We start from the raw sequence: 17,932 nt of genomic DNA, 5'->3' as shown, positions 1-17,932 counted from the left end.
CTCGCTGCTCGGCACCCCGCCTTTCTACGCCCTCCGACGTTTCGCGAACGTCTCCGTGCTCCGGTGCTGCTCCCCCGCCGCTTATCGATGTGAGTGGATCTTGAACTGCCCGTTAGGATTTCGACCATGGCGGCCACTGGATCCGAGAAGCAGGGGGCGAAGGCGTTCTACGTCTCGACCCCCATCTACTACGTCAACGACGCTCCTCACCTGGGCCACGCCTACACGACCGTCGCAGGCGACGTGCTCACGCGCTGGCACCGTCAGCGCGGCGAGAAGGTGTGGTACCTCACCGGCACGGACGAGCACGGTCAGAAGATCATGCGCACGGCCGAGGCGAACAACGTCACGCCCCAGGCCTGGTGCGACAAGCTCGTCGAGGAGGCCTGGAAGCCCCTCTGGGAGCACCTGAACATCGCGAACGACGACTTCATCCGTACGACGGAGAAGCGGCACACGGATCGCGTCCAGGAGTTCGTGCAGGACCTGTACGACAAGGACGAGATCTACAAGGGCGGGTACGAGGGCCCGTACTGCGTGGGCTGTGAGGAGTACAAGCTCCCGGGCGATCTCATCGAGGCCGAGGACGGCACGAAGCTGTGCCCGGTCCACAAGAAGCCGGTGGAGATCCTCAAGGAGGAGAACTACTTCTTCAAGCTGAGCGAGTACGGCCCGAAGCTGCTGGAGTTCTACGAGGCGAACCCGGGCTTCATCCAGCCGGAGTCGGCGCGCAACGAGGTCGTGAACTTCGTCAAGCAGGGTCTTGAGGACCTGTCGATCTCGCGCTCGACGTTCGACTGGGGCGTCCCGGTGCCGTGGGACGAGAAGCACGTCATCTACGTGTGGATCGACGCGCTCCTGAACTACGCGACGGCGGTCGGCTACAACGAGAACCCGGAGAAGTTCGACGAGACCTTCCCGGCCAACGTCCACCTCATCGGCAAGGACATCCTGCGCTTCCACGCGGTGATCTGGCCGGCGATGCTGATGGCGCAGGGTCTGCCGGTGCCGGGCAAGGTGGCGGCGAACGGCTGGCTGATGGTCGGCGGCGAGAAGATGTCGAAGTCGAACCTGACGGGCATCAAGCCGCAGGACCTGACCTCGCACTTCGGCGTGGACGCGTACCGCTGGTACTTCCTGCGCGCGATCGCGTTCGGCCAGGACGGCTCGTTCTCGTGGGAGGACTTCACCGCCCGCTACACCAGCGAGCTGGCGAACGACTACGGCAACCTGGCGTCCCGCGTCGCGGCGATGGTCGGCAAGTACTTCGACGGCGCCCTGCCGGCGGCGACGGCCGACGGCGACGCGGAGAAGGCGATCCACGAGGGCCTGGCGAAGGCCGTCGCGGCGGCCGACCTGAAGATCGGCGAGGAGCTGGACTTCCAGGGCGGCATCCTGGCGATCTTCGACTTCGTGAAGCAGGTCAACGGCTACATCACGGAGCAGGAGCCGTGGAAGGTCGCGAAGGACGAGTCCGAGGCGGGCCGCGCCCGCCTGGCGACGATCCTCTACACGGCGGCCGAGTCCCTCCGGGGCGTCGCGGTCCTCCTGAACGCGATCATGCCGGAGACCTCCCAGAAGCTCTGGGACTCCCTGGGCGCGGAGGCCTCCCTGGGCGCCCTGTCCGCCCAGCCGGTCCAGTCGGCCGGCGAGTGGGGCAAGCTCCCGGCAGGCACGACGGTGACGAAGGGCGCGGTGCTCTTCCCGCGCCTGGAGGACCCGAAGAAGGACTGACCTTCCTCCCCCACGCACCATCCTGTGGCCGCCGCCCCGCTCCCGGGGCGGCGGCCACAGCCGTCTCTCCCTTGTTGCACCCCTACGCGGGGTTCGTCCTTTTCTGCCCCGCAGGCCGCCGACTCCTCCACGCCTGCCCCGGACTCGACACGACGCAGGCAGTGGCTAATGCGTCCAGTCCTTCAGCGGCTCCGTGTCCAGCTCCATGCCCACCGGGTCGGGCAGCGTGACCGTCTTTCCGAAGGGGACCGTGGCCACCATCTCGTACCGTTCTCCGTCCGGCTGCGAGTGGACCTTGACCTCGCCGGTGGTCCGGTCGATCAGCAGGTACACGGGGAGCCCTGTCTCCGCGTAGGCACGCGGCTTCTCGACACGGTCCCGCCGACCGGTGTCCGAGTCGCCGGAGGTCACTTCGACAACCATGAGGACGTCGTCCGCACTCGCCCACTCCCCCTGGCCGACGAAAGCGCCACTCGGCGCGAGGCAGCCGTCCGGGCGGGCATTGCCCTTCCGGTACTTCTCAATCCTCAGACCCTGGTCCGGATAGAGCCACCAGCCGACGTTGGCCTGAATACACAGTCGCGTCAGCCACTCGATGATCCGCCCGTGGTCGCCGTCCGGCACAGCCTTCTCCCCGATCTTCCCGTCGATGAACTCCAGGCGCAGAGATTCGTCCACACGTTCGCCAAGACGGGCGAGTTCTTCGAACCCCTCCTGCGTCAGAACGCTCACGGCGGACTCCTCCCAGATCGGTGGTGCCTCCCACGGTACGGGTTTCCCGGCAGACCCGGCCGGGTTCGTCACAGTCGCCATGGCGGCACCCTGGCATATGCCAAAGGCCCGGGATCCGAAGATCCCGGGCCTTCACTCATCCGTGCGACGGCAGTGATTACCGCGCCGCGTCCGGGTGGACCGCGTCCGTGATCGGGCGGTCCGTGGCGGTCGGCTTTTCGACCGGCTTGCGGAGCTGGATGTTGAGTTCGCGCAGGCGGGCCTCGTCCAGTTCCGTCGGGGCGCCCATCAGGAGGTCCTGGGCGTTGCCGTTCAGGGGGAAGGCGATCGTTTCGCGGATGTTCGGCTCGTCGGCCAGGAGCATCACGATGCGGTCCACGCCCGGGGCGATGCCGCCGTGCGGCGGGGCGCCGTACTCGAAGGCGCGGAGCATGCCCGCGAACTCGTGCTCGACCGTCTCGCGCGAGTAGCCCGCGATCTCGAAGGCCTTGAACATGATCTCGGGCTCGTGGTTACGGATCGCGCCCGAGGAGAGCTCGATGCCGTTGCAGACGATGTCGTACTGCCAGCCGAGGACGTCCAGCGGGTCCTGGGTCTCCAGGGCCTCCAGGCCGCCCTGCGGCATCGAGAACGGGTTGTGCGAGAAGTCGATCTTGCCGGTCTCCTCGTCCCGCTCGTACATCGGGAAGTCCACGATCCACGCGAAGCGGAAGACGTTCTCCTCGAACTGGCCGGCGCGCTTGGCCGCCTCGACCCGGACCGGGCCCATGATCTTGGAGACCTCGTCGAACTCGCCCGCGCCGAAGAAGATCGCGTGGCCCGGCTCCAGGCCGAGGCGCTCGGTGAGGACCTTGACGTTCTCCTCGGTGAGGAACTTGGCGATCGGGCCCGTGAGCGCGTTGCCCTCGCCCACGCGGACCCACGCCAGGCCCTTCGCGCCCAGCGAGACCGCGAAGTCACCGAGGGAGTCGAAGAACTTGCGCGGCTGGTCGCCCGTGTTCGGCACCGCCAGCGCACGCACGTGCTTGCCGGCGAAGGCCTTGAACTCCGACGCCTCGAAGACGTCCGAGATGTCGACGAGCTCCAGGGACGTGCGCAGGTCCGGCTTGTCGTTGCCGTACTTCAGCATCGACTCACGGAACGGGATCCGCGGGAACGGGGACGTCACGGGGCGGCCGCCGCCGAACTCCTCGAAGATCTCCGTCATGAGCTTCTCGATCGGCTGGAAGACGTCCTCCTGCTCGACGAAGCTCATCTCGACGTCGAGCTGGTAGAACTCGCCCGGCGAACGGTCCGCGCGGGCGTCCTCGTCGCGGAAGCACGGCGCGATCTGGAAGTAGCGGTCGAAGCCGGAGATCATCAGCAGCTGCTTGAACTGCTGCGGCGCCTGCGGCAGCGCGTAGAACTTGCCCGGGTTCAGCCGGGACGGGACGACGAAGTCGCGGGCGCCCTCGGGGGAGGTCGCGGCGAGGATCGGGGTCGCCATCTCGTTGAAGCCGAGGGCCACCATCTTCGAACGGATGGAGGCGATGACGGCCGAGCGCAGCATGATGTTGCGGTGCATGCGCTCGCGGCGCAGGTCGAGGAAGCGGTACTCCAGGCGCCGCTCCTCGTTCACGCCGTCGTCCGTGTTGACGGTGAACGGGATCTGCTTCGCCGCGCCCAGGACCTCGACCGTGGCGGCCTCGATCTCGATCTCGCCGGTCGGCAGCTCCGGGTTGACGTTCTCCGCGCCACGCGAGACGACCTTGCCGTCCACGCGGACGACGGTCTCCTTCGTCAGCTTGTCGAGCACCTCGGCAGCGGCCGTGCCGGGCCGGGCGACGAGCTGCGTGATGCCGTAGTGATCGCGCAGATCGATGAAGAGGATGCCGCCCAGGTCGCGCCGATTGTGCAGCCAGCCGCTCAGCCGGACGTCGGTGCCGACGTCAGAGGCGCGGAGCTCGCCGCAGGTGTGGGACCTGTACCGATGCATCGTCGTTCATCCAGTCTTCGGGATCTACGGGAACCAGAGGGGTGCGCCGTCGTGACGGGTCGTGACGGCAGACCCGTCCCAGACTACCGGGCGCCCCAAGATCGCATTTCGAATACGCTCAGTGGCGACCTTCTGTCCGATATTCATAAAGTAGGGCAATGCGCACCGAGGACGTCCTGGCCGCGATCGCGACCGGCCTGTGGCGCTGGGACAACGCTTCCGGGATCGTGACGCTCGACGCCGAGGCGGCCCGGCTGCTCGGGCTGCCCGCCGAACCGGCCCAGCTCACCGAGGCGGCCGTACGCTCCCGGTTTCATCCCGTCGACTGGAACGAGATCGACGGGGTCGTGAACCTCGCCGTCGCCGAAGGGACCCTCGCCGAGGCCCGGCTCCGCATCATGGACGGCCACGGACGGGTGATCCGTACCGTACGGTCCAGGTCCAAGCCGCTCATCGAGGGCAACGACTACCAGCTCGTCGGCACCCTCCAGGAGGTCGCCGAGCCGCAGCCCGGCACCGCCGCCCGTACGCCCATCACCGGCGACTGGCGCCGCTCCCGCGAGGCGTTCCTGCTCGACGCGGGCCGCGCGCTCGCCGAGGCCCGCTCGACCGCCGAGGTGCTGCGCGTCGCCGCCTCCCTCTCCATGCCGGGCTTCTCGCCGGACGGGCTCGCCGTCTTCGGGGTCGCAGGCGAACGGCTGACGATCATCGGCCACCACGGGCACAACGTGGGCGACGAGGGCCCCTTCACCTCGATGTCGGTGGACACCGACTACCCGGCGGCCGAGGTCGTACGGACCGGGCGGGCGATCTACCTGCCGACGCCGGAGGAGTACCTGCGTCGCTTCCCGGTGACCTGGCCCCTGGCGCAACGTTTCGGCAGACAGTCCTGGGCGTACCTCCCGCTCATCGTCGCGGGCCGCACCATGGGCGCCTGGATGGCCGCCTTCAAGCACCCCGTCGCCTTCACCCCCGACGAGCGCTCCGTCCTCACCACCGTCGCCCGGATGCTCGCCCAGGCCCTCGCCCGTGCGGGCGTCGCCGAGTCCGAGCGCGAACTGTCGCTGGGCCTCCAGCGGACGATGATGCCCGTCATCGGCCCCGGCATCCCGGGCCTGCACATCGCCGCCCGGTACGTCCCGACCGGCGGCGGGCTCCAGGTCGGCGGCGACTGGTACGACATGATCCAGCTGCCGGGCGGCCGCATCGCCCTCGTCATCGGCGACGTCCAGGGCCACGACGTGCGCGCCGCCGGTCTGATGGGCCAGCTGCGTATCGCCCTGCGCGCGTACGCCTCCGAGGGCCACCGGCCCGACGCGGTCCTCTCCCGCGCCTCCCGCTTCCTGTACGGGATCACCAACGGGGAGACACCCGGGAGCCGTCACGAGGAGGGGGCGGACGGCGACCGGGGTGTCCCGGACGGCGGCCCGCGCTTCGCGACCTGCCTCTACCTGGAGGTCGACCCGGTCACCGGTGTCGTGGACATCGCGCGGGCCGGGCACCCGGACCCGGCGGTCCGGATGACCGACGGAACGGTCCTTCTGCGCCCCACGGCCGGCGGGCTGCCCCTCGGCATCGACCCCGACACCGACTATCCGACGACCCGGTTCACCCTGGAGCCCGGCGAGACCCTCATGATGTGCACCGACGGGCTCCTGGAGACCGGCGGCCACGACCTCGACACCGGCTGGGAGCGCATCCGGGAGCTGCTCGAAGGGCACGACGGCGAGTCGCTGGAGGAGCTCGCCGACAGCCTCGTGGAGGCCGTCCACGGCCCCGGCTCGCACCACACCACCGGTCCGCTCGCCGACCGCCGAGAGGACGACATCGCGGTCCTGCTCCTCTCCCGCCAGGGCCCGGCCACCCGCCGTCCCCCGCGCCGCACGATGATGACCGTCGCGCAGGCCGAGCCGGAGCGGATCGCCGCCGCCCGCCAGCACCTGCGGCAGCTGCTGCACGACTGGACGGACGAGGACCAGGTCGACTCGGCGGTCCTGATGGTCTCCGAGATGGTCACCAATGTCCTCATCCACACGGACGGCGACGCGCTCCTCATCGCCGAGGTGACCTGCCCCAACGGCTCGCGGCGGCGGCTGCGGGTGGAGGTCTCCGACGGCAGCGACGAGCTGCCGCACAAGCGGCAGCCGGGGGAGATGGCCTCGTCGGGGCGCGGCCTGGTCCTCATGGAGATGCTCGCGCACGCGTGGGGCGTGGACCCGCAGGGCGAGGGCAAGTCGATCTGGTTCGAGCTGCACGAGCCGCCGACGAAGGACGGGGTGGAGGACACGGGGGACGCGGGGGACGCCGGGGGCTTGGAGGAGGCGGCCAAGGCCGCGCAGTAGACGGGCCCGGGGGAGAGAGCACGCGCCGCGCGCCACAGGGCGGGGGGCGCCCGCCCTCGGAGGAGCCTCGGGCGTCGTACCCGCTCACGCGCAGCGCGCAGGGCATGCGCCCCGGACGAGCCCCGAGGGCCAAGGCGTCGTACCCGCTCGCGCACAGCGCGCGGGGCGTACGCCCCCGGAGGAGACTGGTGTCGTACGGCCACCGCCGGGGGGACCACGGAGCACGCCATGGACACCCACAAGGTCGGAAGCGACACGACCGTCCTGGCCGACAGCCTCGAAGCACCGGGGCTCGGCCACATCCCCTGCAACGCGTACGTCCTCACCGCCAAGGAACCGGTCGTCGTCGACACCGGACTCTCCGTCGCCGACCGGAACTTCATCGACACCCTCGGCTCGGTCATCGACCCCGCCGACGTCCGCTGGATCTGGCTCACGCACCCGGACCGCGACCACACCGGCGGCATCTTCGACCTGCTGGTCGCCGCGCCGCAGGCGAAGGTCGTGACCACCTTCATCGGCGCCGGAATCATGACCACCGAGCGCCCGCTGCCGATGGACCGCGTCTACTTCCTCAACCCCGGCCAGTCCCTGGACGTCGGCGACCGCACGCTCGACGCCTTCCGGCCGCCGCTCTTCGACAACCCGGCGACCGTCGGCTTCTACGACGAGAAGACCCGGATCTGCTTCAGCTCCGACTGCTTCGGCGGGCCGATGCCGACCGCCGAACTCGCCGAGAGCGGGCACGCCAACGACCTCAAGCCGGAGGAGCTGCGGCAGGCACAGCTGATGTGGGCGACGTTGGACAGCCCGTGGGTGCACATCGTGGACCCGGCGAAGTACCGGGCGACGATCGAGCCGCTGCGGGAGATGAACCCGGAGATCGTGCTCAGCACGCATCTGCCGCCCGCCGTACGGATGACGGACCTGATGGTCGACACGATCACGATGGCGCCGGACTCGGACCCGTTCGTGGGCCCGGACCAGGCGGCCCTGGTGCAGATGCTGGCGTCCTTCGAACCGGGCGGCATGCCGGCCGCGACCTGACTCACCCCGGTCCGGGTGCCTCCCGCGCCTCCCGCGCCTCCGGCCCGTACCGGCCGCGCAGCTCGCCGATCACCCCGAAGGCGGCGGCCGTGACCGGTACGGCGAGCAGCATGCCCAGGATCCCGGCGACCGACGCCCCGGCCGTGATGGTGAGCATGACGACGGCCGGGTGCATCTGCACGGTACGGCTCTGGATCGCGGGCTGGAGGACGTTCCCCTCGATGACCTGGACGGCCAGGACCACGCCCAGGACCCAGAGCGCGATGACGAAGCCCCGGTCGGCCATCGCGACGAGGACGGCGACGGCGCCGGAGAGGAAGGCCCCGAGGTACGGGATGTAAGCGGTGACGAAGACGAGCGCGCCGAGGCCCACGGCGCCGGGGACCCGCAGGACCAGCAGCCCGATGGTGATGAGGACGGCGTCGACGAGGGCGACGAGGGTCGTCCCGCGCATGAAGCCCTCGACGGCCTCGAAGGCGCGGCGGCCCATGGCCTCCAGCGTGTCGCCGGTCGCGCGCGGGGCGAGCGAGCGCAGGGCACCGACCGCCTTGTCGGAGTCGCGGAGGAAGAAGAAGATCAGCAGCAGGGCGAGCAGGGCCATGGCGGCGACCTGGCCGACGACACTGAGCCCGCTGATCACCCCCGAGGCCGCGGTCCCGCCGAACTTCTGCAGCAGCGACTTCGCGTTCCTGGCGAGGTCGTCGAGCGAGGTCCCGGCCGCCCCGAGGTGGCCGGCGATGTCCGTCGCGGCCTGCCGCAGCGAGGCGACGATCTGGTCGCCGGTCTCGATGAGCGCGACGACCACGATGTAGGTCGCGCCGCCGACGAAGGCGAGGACGGCGAGGACCGTGAGCCCGGCGGCGAGCGACTTCTGCACCTTCATCCGCAGCAGGCGCCGGTAGAGGGGCCCGAGGAGCGCGGTGCCGAGGAGCGCGAGCAGGACGGGCGTGACGGCCGTCTGGAACACGACGCACAGCCAGATCCCGACGGCGGCGACCCCGGCGACGAGCAGCAGGACGACGCACCAGGCCGCGGTCCGCCGGGCGGCTTCGGGAAGGAGAGGCCTCTGCGTCTGCACCCGTCCACCGGACCACGCCCCGCGGCGTGTCGTCCTCCGCTACGCGCCGGACGAGTGACGCACCGTCAGCCCGCCGGCCCGTCAGGGGCGCGGCCCGGTGCGTCGAAGGATGTACTCCCGCTCGTTCCCCGGGAGGAGGCCACGCGCACGCCCCGCTTCTAGGCTGCTGACATGAAGCAGGCGTCGAAGAATCTGTTGGAAGGTGTCGTCACCTTCGCCGTCGGCCTGGTCCTTCGGCTGTTCACGGACGGAGTGGAGACGCCCGTCGTCACGCTGACGAAGGTCGGTGTGGTCCTCATGTGGGTCGGCGGTGTGCTTGTCGCGTGGGGCCTGTTCCAGGCGGTGCGCGGGTCGAACACGGCGCGGCGCGACCCGTAGTACGGAGCCGGGGCGCACGGCCCCGACCCCGTACCCCTGCCCGTACCCGCGCAGGCACCGCACCCGCACCGCACCCGTACGACGGCTGGAGCTACTCGCCCATCCCGTGCACCGCCGGGATCGTGCCGAGGCGGCCCGCCTGGAAGTCCTCGAAGGCCTGGCGGAGTTCGGCCTGGCTGTTCATGACGAACGGGCCGTAGTGCGCCATCGGCTCGCGGATCGGCCGGCCGCCGAGGACGACGACCTCCAGGTCGGGCGTGTGTCCGTCCTGCTTCTCGTCCGCGCGGACCGTGAGCGCGCCGCCCTTGCCGAAGACCGCGGTCTGGCCCATGTGGACCGGCCTGCGCTCCGCACCGACCGAGCCGCGCCCGGCCAGGACGTAGACGAGGCCGTTGAAGTCCTCGCGCCACGGCAGGGTCACCTCGGCGCCCGGCCGGACGGTCGCGTGGATCATCGTGATCGGGGTGTGGGTGATGCCCGGTCCGGCGTGGCCGTCGAGCTCGCCCGCGATGACACGGAGCAGCGCGCCGCCGTCGGGCGAGGTGAGCAGCTGGACCTGGCCGCCGCGGATGTCCTGGTAGCGCGGGGCCATCATCTTGTCGGAGGCCGGCAGGTTCACCCACAGCTGGAGCCCGTGGAAGAGGCCGCCGCTGACGACGAGGTGCTCCGGCGGGGCCTCGATGTGGAGCAGGCCGGAGCCGGCGGTCATCCACTGGGTGTCGCCGTTGGTGATGGTGCCGCCACCGCCGTTGGAGTCCTGGTGGTCGAAGACGCCGTCGATGATGTACGTGACCGTCTCGAAGCCGCGGTGGGGGTGCCACGGGGTGCCCTTGGGCTCACCGGGCGCGTACTCCACCTCTCCCATCTGGTCCATCATGATGAACGGGTCGAGGTACTGGTAGTTGATCCCGGCGAACGCGCGGCGCACCGGGAAACCCTCGCCCTCGAAGCCGGACGGGGCCGTGGTCACGGCGAGCACGGGGCGGGAGACGGCGTCGGCCGGGGCGGCGACGCGCGGCAGGGTGAGCGGGTTCTCGACAGTCACAGCGGGCATGGCGGGACCTCCTTGTGCGACCAGTTTAGTTGAACAATGAACTTCCTGCCACCCGGAACGCGGAACGCCCGGGAGGAATTCCTCCCGGGCGCTCTCCCACCTACCAGCGTCGGTCAGCCGTACATCCGGCGCATCGCGAAGTCCACCATCTGTTCCACGGCCTTGGCGTCGAAGACCATCCGGTGGTCGCCCTCCATGTCGAGGACGAAGCCGTAGCCGGTCGGGAGCAGGTCGATCACCTCGGCGCCGGTGATCACGAAGTACTTCGACTCCTTGCCCGCGTACCGCCGCAGCTCCTTGAGCGAGGTGAACATCGGGATGACCGGCTGCTGGGTGTTGTGCAGGGCCAGGAAGCCGGGGTTGTCGCCGCGCGGGCAGTAGACCTTCGAGCTCGCGAAGATCTGCTGGAAGTCCTCGGCGGACAGGGACCCGGTCGTGAAGGCCCGCACGGCGTCGGCGAGGGACGGCGGCGACGGCTCGGGGTAGAGCGGCGCCTGCTGCCCGTACCCGCCCTGCATGCCCCCCTGCATCCCGCCCTGCATGCCGGGCATCCCGCCGGCCATCGGCTGCTGCGGCGGCGGGGCGTACTGCTGCTGGGCACCCGGATTCTGCTCGTAGCCGTACATGGCGCACAGCCTAGCGAGTGGGCGGGGGCAGCGATTGACGTCACAGATGACCGGATAGGGGTTGCTTCTTATTACCGGTGGGTAGCATCATCGGAGAGAGCGATTAGCTACTCGCTGGTACGTGTACGAGGAATCTGCCTCCCCGATCCTTACGGAGCCGTCGCCATGGGGCACTACAAGTCGAATCTCCGCGACATCGAGTTCAACCTCTTCGAGGTACTCGGGCGCGACAAGGTGTACGGCACCGGTCCGTTCGAGGAGATGGACGTCGAGACCGCCAAGAGCGTCCTGGAGGAGCTGACCCGCCTCTCCGAGAACGAGCTGGCCGAGTCCTTCGCCGACGCCGACCGCAACCCCCCGGTCTTCGACCCCGAGACCAACACCGCGCCCGTCCCGGCGAGCTTCAAGAAGTCGTACCAGGCCTTCATGGACTCCGAGTACTGGCGCCTCGGCCTGCCCGAGGAGATCGGCGGCACCACCTCCCCGCGCTCCCTGATCTGGGCCTACGCGGAGCTGATCCTCGGCGCCAACCCGGCCGTGTGGATGTACTCCTCCGGCCCGGCCTTCGCCGGCATCCTGCACAACGAGGGCAACGAGGCGCAGAAGAAGATCGCGCAGATCGCCGTCGAGAAGCAGTGGGGCTCCACCATGGTCCTCACCGAGCCCGACGCGGGCTCGGACGTCGGCGCCGGCCGCACGAAGGCGGTCCAGCAGGAGGACGGCTCCTGGCACATCGAGGGCGTGAAGCGGTTCATCACGTCCGGTGAGCACGACATGTCGGAGAACATCCTCCACTACGTCCTCGCCCGCCCCGAGGGTGCCGGTCCGGGCACCAAGGGCCTCTCGCTCTTCCTCGTGCCGAAGTTCCTCTTCGACTGGGAGACCGGCGAGCTGGGCGAGCGCAACGGCGTGTACGCCACGAACGTCGAGCACAAGATGGGCCTCAAGGCCTCCAACACGTGCGAGATGACCTTCGGCGACCAGCACCCCGCCAAGGGCTGGCTGATCGGCGACAAGCACGACGGCATCCGCCAGATGTTCCTCATCATCGAGTTCGCCCGCATGATGGTCGGCACGAAGGCGATCTCCACCCTCTCCACGGGTTACCTCAACGCCCTGGAGTACGCCAAGGAGCGCGTCCAGGGCACCGACCTGGCGAACTTCATGGACAAGGCCGCGCCCAAGGTCACCATCACGCACCACCCCGACGTCCGCCGCTCGCTGATGACGCAGAAGGCGTACGCCGAGGGCATGCGCTCCCTCGTCCTCCACACGGCCGCCGTGCAGGACGAGATCCAGATCAAGGAAGCCGCGGGCGAGGACGCGAAGGCGCTGCACGGCCTGAACGACCTGCTGCTGCCGATCGTGAAGGGCTACGGCTCCGAGAAGGGCTACGAGCAGCTCGCGCAGTCGCTGCAGACCTTCGGCGGCTCCGGCTTCCTGCAGGAGTACCCGATCGAGCAGTACATCCGGGACGCCAAGATCGACACCCTCTACGAGGGCACCACGGCCATCCAGGGCCAGGACTTCTTCTTCCGCAAGATCGTCCGCGACCAGGGCGCGTCCCTGAACGCGCTGGCCGAGGAGATCAAGAAGTTCCTCGCGGTCGGCACCGGCGGCGAGGAGCTGGCCGGGGCCCGCGACGCGCTCGCCAAGGCCGCCGTGGACCTGGAGGGCATCGTCGGCAAGATGCTCACCGACCTCACCGCGACCGGCGAGGACGTCAAGAACATCTACAAGGTCGGCCTCAACACCACGCGCCTGCTCATGGCTTCGGGTGACGTCGTCGTCGGCTACCTGCTCCTGAAGGGCGCGGCCGTCGCCGCCGAGAAGCTGGCCGCCGGCGCCTCCGCCAAGGACCAGGCCTTCTACCAGGGCAAGATCGCGGCCGCGAAGTTCTTCGCCGCCAACGTCCTGCCGGGCGTGGGCACCGAGCGCGCGCTCGCCGAGGCCGTCGACGGCTCGCTGATGGACCTGGACGAGGCCGCGTTCTAGTACGCGCCCCCGTCCAACGAGGAACGGCTCGCTCCCGGGGAGGGGAGTGGGCCGTTCCGCTTTCCTGGAGGTACGGGCCGAGGTACGGGCACCGACCCGGGGCCCGTCCGGAGGGGCCGTCCTGCGTCCCGGATCGACGAGCCGCGGGCACGAGCCCGACCCGGGGCCCGTCCGGAGGGGCCGTCCTGCGTCCCGGATCGACGAGCCGCGGGCACGAGCCCGACCCGGGGCGCGTCCGGAGGGGCCGTCCTGCGTCCCGGATCGACGAGCCGCGGGCACGAGCCCGGCCGAGGGCCCGCCAGGAGGGGACCGTTCCGTCTATCGGGGCCCCGGCGCCGTATTCCGGGGCCTGCGTAAGGTGAACCCATGACGAGCACCGCCCGCTTCGACCGCGGCCACACCGACGACCTCATGACGTTCCTGGCGGCCTCCCCGTCGCCGTACCACGCCGTGGCGAACGCCGCCGAGCGGCTCGAGAAGGCCGGCTTCCGCCAGGTCGAGGAGACCGCCGCCTGGGAGGGCACGCCCGGCGGCCAGTACGTGATCCGCGGCGGCGCGCTCATCGCCTGGTACGTACCGGAGGGCGCGTCCCCCCACACCCCGTACCGGATCGTCGGCGCCCACACCGACTCCCCCAACCTGCGCGTGAAGCCGCAGCCCGACATGGGCGCACGGGGCTGGCGCCAGGTCGCCGTCGAGATCTACGGCGGGACGCTGCTCAACACCTGGCTCGACCGCGACCTCGGCCTCGCCGGCCGGCTCACCCTGCGCGACGGCAGCCACCACCTGGTGAACGTGGATCGCGCCGTGCTGCGCGTCCCCCAGCTCGCCATCCACCTCGACCGCCAGGCCAACGAGGGCCTCAAGCTGGAACGGCAGCGCCACATGCAGCCGATCTGGGGCCTCGGCGACGTCCACGAGGGCGACCTGATCCGCTTCGTGGCCGAGGAGGCGGGCGTCGACGCCGAGGACGTCGCCGGCTGGGACCTGATGGTCCACGCCATCGAGGCCCCCTCCTACCTGGGCCGCGACCGCGAACTCGTCGCGGGCCCCCGCATGGACAACCTGATCTCGGTCCACGCCGGCGTGGCCGCCCTGGCCGCCGTCGCGGGCCGTGCCGACCTCCCGTACATCCCGGTGCTCGCCGCCTTCGACCACGAGGAGAACGGCTCCGAGGCCGACACCGGCGCCCAGGGCCCCCTCCTCGGCAACGTCCTGGAACGCTCCGTCTACGCCCGGGGCGGCGCCTACGAGGACCGCGCCCGGGCCTTCGCGGCCTCGATCTGCCTCTCCTCCGACGTCGGCCACGCCGTCCACCCCAACTACTCCGAACGCCACGACCCGACCCACCACCCGCGCCCCAACGGCGGCCCGATCCTCAAGGTGAACGTCAACCAGCGGTACGCCACCGACGGCAGCGGCCGCGCGGTCTTCGCGGCGGCGTGCGAGAAGGCGGGCGTGCCGTGGCAGTCCTTCGTCTCGAACAACGACATGCCGTGCGGCACGACGATCGGCCCGATCACCGCGGCCCGGCACGGCATCAGCACGGTCGACATCGGCGTGGCCTGCCTCTCGATGCACAGCGCCCGCGAACTCTGCGGCGCCGACGACCCGTACCTCCTCGCGAACGCGCTCGTGGCGTTCCTGGAGGGATGACGCGCCCGAACCCGGGTACCCGATCCCAACTACTCCACTAGGAGGCGGGATTCATGGGACTCGGAGGATGCATCATCCTCATCGCCGTGGGCGCGATCCTCACGTTCGCCACGGACTGGGAGCTCGACGGCGTCAACCTCGACCTGGTGGGACTGATCATGATGGCGGTCGGTCTCATCGGCGTGGCGACCTTCACCAGCATCGCCCGGCGCCGACGGCTCGTCGTACCGCCGGCCACCCCCACGGTCATGGAGGAGGACCGGCGCGACCGCGGCTACTGAGACGCTCCCGCACGAAACATCCGGGAAAGGTCGCTCCTGGCACCGTCGACCTCATGGATCGTCACGAGGGCCCGCCCCGGGGGAAGTTCGTCGCCTGCGTCGCCGCGGCCGTGCTGATCGGCACGACCGTGGCGGGCTTCGGCATCGCCACGTACAACGAACGCCCGCCCTGGGGCACCGACATCGCCTACGAGGGCGGCTACCTGCAGGCCGTCCGGATCCGGAAGGCGGACGTGACCGGGCAGCGCACCCGCGCCCTCCTGGCCGGTGAGTGCGCGTCCATGGAACGCATGGGCATGGGCGGCGACCGCGCCGTGCACGACCCGGCCGCCTGGGTCTCCGGCTGCCTGGACGGCGCGGCGAACCGCCCGTCCAGGAACCAGGGAATCGTGCGCTAGGGCCTTTCGTTTGGATCAGGCCGGATCAGGGAGCGGGGTCTGGTGCCGTGGATCGCAAGGCGGAGGAGGGCGCCATGGCGGAGCCATGGCAACCGACGACAACGCGGCGAGGCACGGTGCCAGACCCCGCGAGCCCGGCATGATCCGAACGAGAGGCCCTAGGCCTCCTGGGCGTCCATCCCCGCGAGGATCAGCGGGAGGCGGTCGGCGGCGCCGGCCGTCAGCTTCACCGGAACGCCCCAGTCCTGCTGATGCACATGGCAGGCCGGGTACTCGTTGGCCGGATCGTCGTCGCAGGAGGCCGCCATGGCGGACACGTGCAGCACGCCCTCCGCCACCTCCGGGTTCAGCTCCAGCTCGCGGAAGAGGTCCGTCCCCGTGCCCTCGCCGCCGAGCAGCAGCTCCGGCGGCGTCGACGAGACGAGGAGCCGGGTGGACGGGCCGTAACGGTCGTCCAGCTTCTGGCCCGTCGGCGCCTGGAAGACCACGTCGAGCCGGAGGCGGCCCGGCGCGACCTCGGTGGCCTCACGCTGCGTGCGGTGGGCGACCGCCTCGACCTGGACCGCCTCCTCGGGCAGCCGCAGCCGGGTCAGCCGGTGCCGGGCCGACTCCACGACCACGATCTCGTCCCCGACGAGCACCGCGTCGCTCGGCTCGCGCAGATCGGTCGCCAGCGTCGTCACCTCACCCGTCGCCGGGTCGAAGCGGCGCAGGGCGTGGTTGTAGGTGTCGGAGATGGCGACCGAGCCGTCGGGGAGCGCGGTGACGCCGAGCGGGTGCTGGAGCAGCGCCTGGCCGGCGGAGCCGTCACGGTGGCCGAAGTCGAAGAGGCCGGTGCCGACGGCGGTGTGGACGGTGCCCTCGGTGTCGATCCAGCGGACCGCGCTCGTCTCGGAGTCGGCGATCCACAGCCGGTCCTCGGTGGCCGTGAGCCCCGAGGGCTGCGCGAACCAGGCCTCGGCGGCGGGCCCGTCGACCAGGCCCTCGTTGGTCGTACCGGCGGCGACCTCGACGGTCCCCGTCTCCGGGTCGTAGGTCCACAGCTGGTGGACACCGGCCATCGCGATCCACACCTTGCCCTGCCACCAGGCCACGTCCCACGGCGAGGAAAGGTCCACGTCGAGGGCGCGGCCGGAGGTCGGCGACCCCTGCCACCACTGCTTCCCGGTGCCGGCGACCCGCTCGATCACCCCGGTCGCGGGGTCGTACGTGCGCAGCGCGTGATGGACGGTGTCGGCGACGACGACCTTGCCGTCGGGGAGCAGCGCGAGCCCCTGCGGCTCCCGGAACTCCCCCTCCCCGATCCGCCGCACCACGGTCTCCCCGTCCGGCTCCAGCTCGACGAGCTGGTGACGGGTGGTGTCGGAGACGAGGAAGTTCCCGTTCGCGAGGAGGACGGCCTTGCCCGGGAAACGCAGATCGGTCGCGACCGGCTCCGGCGGCACGTACGGCCCGTCCCCGCGCCGCAGCGTCCCCTTGGCCTCGTGCTCGGCCTCCAGCTCCTCCACAAGCCTGCGAATCGCCTCGCCGTGCCCCTCACCCGCGTGCTGGGCGACGACGTACCCCTCGGGGTCGATCACCACGAGCGTCGGCCAGGCCCGTACGGCGTACTGCTTCCAGGTCGCGAGCTCGGGGTCGTCCAGAACGGGGTGGTGCACCTCGTACCGCTCGACGGCATCGACGACGGCCCTGTGCTCAGCCTCGTGCACGAACTTCGGCGAATGCACACCGACGATCACCAACGTGTCGCGGTGCTTCTCCTCCAGATCACGCAGCTCGTCGAGGACGTGCAGGCAGTTGATGCAGCAGAAGGTCCAGAAATCAACAACAACGCACTTACCTCGCAGGTCGGCGAGCGTGAGTTCCTTGCCTCCGGTGTTCAGCCAGCCGCCCCTACCGATCAGCTCGGGGGCACGGACACGGGCACGGCGACGGGGCGTGGGCACGGGCGCGGGGGTGGGCGCCGGGGCTGCATCGTTCATGCTTCAAGCTTGCCACCCGCTCGTGAACGGCCTGTCACGGCCGTACGAGACGGGTCAGCGCAGCGAAGGGCGGGGGTGGGTCGTCCAGTGTTCGGCGGCCGTGAGGCCCATGAGGACGACGTCGTGGTGGGCGCCCGCGAAGAACTCGTGCTGGCGGAGCCGTCCCTCTTCGACGAAGCCGAGCTTGCGGTGGAGGGCGAGCGAGGCGTCGTTGAAGGCGTAGATCTCGACCTCGCACTTGTTGAGGCGCTGCTCGGCGAACATGTACGTGAGGAGGAGCCGGGTGGCGTCCGTGGCGTATCCGTGGCCGCGGTGCTCGCGGGCGATCTCGATCCCGGTCTTGAACCGCCCCGCTCGGCGGTCCGTCTCCCCGACCGTCACCGATCCGACGAAGGCCTGGTCGGCCAGGGACTCGACGACCAGCCGGAAGGCGTCGCCGCCGGGTGCGCGCCCGGCGCGCTCGGCGGTCCAGGACCGGAAGCTCTCCTCCGACCGCGGCGGCTCGACGACATCCGCGTCGCGCATGTCGACGGTGTGCCGGGAAAGGTCGCGGAAGTCTTCCCAGTCGTCCGCCTCGACGCCCCGAAGGCGCACCTTCTCGCCCACCCACATGTCGCTCATGCCGCCACGTTAGAGGCAGACGCGGCGTGAACC

General features: G+C 70.3%; 15 protein-coding genes. 8 read left to right on the top strand and 7 right to left on the bottom strand.

Translation table 11 applies throughout. From position 1 onward, the window contains the following. Positions 1–126 precede the first annotated feature (126 nt). Entirely contained in the window at positions 127–1,734 is a 1,608-nt protein-coding gene (gene metG / locus ACWF79_RS21895) for a methionine--tRNA ligase (RefSeq protein ID WP_453729795.1), read from the top strand. Between the two features lie 165 nt (positions 1,735–1,899). Here the strand turns inward: metG and ACWF79_RS21890 are convergent, their stop codons facing one another. Both ACWF79_RS21890 and aspS read right to left on the bottom strand, forming a co-directional pair. Next, the gene (locus ACWF79_RS21890) at positions 1,900–2,466 is read right to left on the bottom strand and encodes a Uma2 family endonuclease (RefSeq protein ID WP_453729794.1); all 567 of its coding nucleotides are present in this window, start codon (positions 2,464–2,466) and stop codon (positions 1,900–1,902) included. Between the two features lie 157 nt (positions 2,467–2,623). Beyond that, positions 2,624–4,441, bottom strand: coding sequence for an aspartate--tRNA ligase (gene aspS / locus ACWF79_RS21885; RefSeq protein ID WP_453729793.1), 1,818 nt, complete (start codon positions 4,439–4,441; stop codon positions 2,624–2,626). 158 nt (positions 4,442–4,599) lie between these two features. On the opposite strand from aspS, the gene ACWF79_RS21880 reads away from it, so the two are divergent. Together ACWF79_RS21880 and ACWF79_RS21875 are read left to right on the top strand one after the other, a co-directional pair. Beyond that, on the top strand, positions 4,600–6,783 hold the full coding sequence (locus ACWF79_RS21880) for a SpoIIE family protein phosphatase (RefSeq protein WP_453729792.1): 2,184 nt from the start codon (positions 4,600–4,602) through the stop codon (positions 6,781–6,783). Positions 6,784–7,011: 228 nt separating this feature from the next. After that, positions 7,012–7,830: an MBL fold metallo-hydrolase gene (locus ACWF79_RS21875; RefSeq protein ID WP_453729791.1), complete on the top strand. Its 819-nt coding sequence runs from the start codon at positions 7,012–7,014 to the stop codon at positions 7,828–7,830. 1 nt (position 7,831) lies between these two features. Here the strand turns inward: ACWF79_RS21875 and ACWF79_RS21870 are convergent, their stop codons facing one another. Then, complete coding sequence (locus ACWF79_RS21870) at positions 7,832–8,908, bottom strand: AI-2E family transporter (RefSeq protein WP_453729790.1); 1,077 nt, start codon at positions 8,906–8,908, stop codon at positions 7,832–7,834. A 171-nt stretch (positions 8,909–9,079) separates the two neighbouring features. Here ACWF79_RS21870 and ACWF79_RS21865 point away from each other — a divergent pair, with 171 nt between their 5' ends. After that, a complete protein-coding gene (locus ACWF79_RS21865) occupies positions 9,080–9,286 on the top strand; it encodes a DUF5708 family protein (protein WP_453729789.1) in 207 nt (68 codons plus the stop codon). Between the two features lie 91 nt (positions 9,287–9,377). Here the strand turns inward: ACWF79_RS21865 and ACWF79_RS21860 are convergent, their stop codons facing one another. After that, positions 9,378–10,340, bottom strand: coding sequence for a pirin family protein (locus ACWF79_RS21860; RefSeq protein ID WP_453729788.1), 963 nt, complete (start codon positions 10,338–10,340; stop codon positions 9,378–9,380). A gap of 113 nt (positions 10,341–10,453) precedes the next feature. Then, positions 10,454–10,966, bottom strand: a complete 513-nt coding sequence (locus tag ACWF79_RS21855) for an SseB family protein (protein WP_401433872.1) — start codon at positions 10,964–10,966, stop codon at positions 10,454–10,456. 165 nt (positions 10,967–11,131) lie between these two features. Here ACWF79_RS21855 and ACWF79_RS21850 point away from each other — a divergent pair, with 165 nt between their 5' ends. From ACWF79_RS21850 to ACWF79_RS21835, 4 genes are all read left to right on the top strand, one after another. Beyond that, entirely contained in the window at positions 11,132–12,961 is a 1,830-nt protein-coding gene (locus ACWF79_RS21850; RefSeq protein ID WP_453729787.1) for an acyl-CoA dehydrogenase, read from the top strand. Positions 12,962–13,327: 366 nt separating this feature from the next. After that, a complete protein-coding gene (locus ACWF79_RS21845) occupies positions 13,328–14,617 on the top strand; it encodes a M18 family aminopeptidase (protein ID WP_453729786.1) in 1,290 nt (429 codons plus the stop codon). A 53-nt stretch (positions 14,618–14,670) separates the two neighbouring features. Next, positions 14,671–14,898: a DUF6458 family protein gene (locus ACWF79_RS21840; RefSeq protein ID WP_453729785.1), complete on the top strand. Its 228-nt coding sequence runs from the start codon at positions 14,671–14,673 to the stop codon at positions 14,896–14,898. 53 nt (positions 14,899–14,951) lie between these two features. Continuing rightward, positions 14,952–15,296, top strand: a complete 345-nt coding sequence (locus ACWF79_RS21835; protein ID WP_453729784.1) for a hypothetical protein — start codon at positions 14,952–14,954, stop codon at positions 15,294–15,296. 158 nt (positions 15,297–15,454) lie between these two features. Here the strand turns inward: ACWF79_RS21835 and ACWF79_RS21830 are convergent, their stop codons facing one another. Continuing rightward, positions 15,455–17,278 (bottom strand): NHL domain-containing thioredoxin family protein, encoded by a 1,824-nt coding sequence (locus ACWF79_RS21830; protein WP_453729783.1) that lies wholly within the window; start codon positions 17,276–17,278, stop codon positions 15,455–15,457. 54 nt (positions 17,279–17,332) lie between these two features. Further along, positions 17,333–17,899, bottom strand: a complete 567-nt coding sequence (locus tag ACWF79_RS21825; RefSeq protein ID WP_453729782.1) for a GNAT family N-acetyltransferase — start codon at positions 17,897–17,899, stop codon at positions 17,333–17,335. Positions 17,900–17,932: the final 33 nt, after the last annotated feature.

Source organism: Streptomyces sp. NPDC054975 (assembly GCF_053609105.1).
Note: the sequence above shows the minus strand (reverse complement) of the source record. Positions and strands in the feature narration are given on the sequence as shown.

Coding starts and splice junctions, on each gene's coding strand:
- ACWF79_RS21845 (WP_453729786.1), top strand. CDS start 13,328: ATGACGAGCACCGCCCGCTTCGACCGCGGCCACACCGACGACCTCATG.
- ACWF79_RS21825 (WP_453729782.1), bottom strand. CDS start 17,899: ATGAGCGACATGTGGGTGGGCGAGAAGGTGCGCCTTCGGGGCGTCGAG.
- ACWF79_RS21840 (WP_453729785.1), top strand. CDS start 14,671: ATGGGACTCGGAGGATGCATCATCCTCATCGCCGTGGGCGCGATCCTC.
- ACWF79_RS21860 (WP_453729788.1), bottom strand. CDS start 10,340: ATGCCCGCTGTGACTGTCGAGAACCCGCTCACCCTGCCGCGCGTCGCC.
- ACWF79_RS21865 (WP_453729789.1), top strand. CDS start 9,080: ATGAAGCAGGCGTCGAAGAATCTGTTGGAAGGTGTCGTCACCTTCGCC.
- ACWF79_RS21855 (WP_401433872.1), bottom strand. CDS start 10,966: ATGTACGGCTACGAGCAGAATCCGGGTGCCCAGCAGCAGTACGCCCCG.
- metG (WP_453729795.1), top strand. CDS start 127: ATGGCGGCCACTGGATCCGAGAAGCAGGGGGCGAAGGCGTTCTACGTC.
- ACWF79_RS21830 (WP_453729783.1), bottom strand. CDS start 17,278: ATGAACGATGCAGCCCCGGCGCCCACCCCCGCGCCCGTGCCCACGCCC.
- ACWF79_RS21850 (WP_453729787.1), top strand. CDS start 11,132: ATGGGGCACTACAAGTCGAATCTCCGCGACATCGAGTTCAACCTCTTC.
- ACWF79_RS21880 (WP_453729792.1), top strand. CDS start 4,600: ATGCGCACCGAGGACGTCCTGGCCGCGATCGCGACCGGCCTGTGGCGC.
- ACWF79_RS21875 (WP_453729791.1), top strand. CDS start 7,012: ATGGACACCCACAAGGTCGGAAGCGACACGACCGTCCTGGCCGACAGC.
- aspS (WP_453729793.1), bottom strand. CDS start 4,441: ATGCATCGGTACAGGTCCCACACCTGCGGCGAGCTCCGCGCCTCTGAC.
- ACWF79_RS21835 (WP_453729784.1), top strand. CDS start 14,952: ATGGATCGTCACGAGGGCCCGCCCCGGGGGAAGTTCGTCGCCTGCGTC.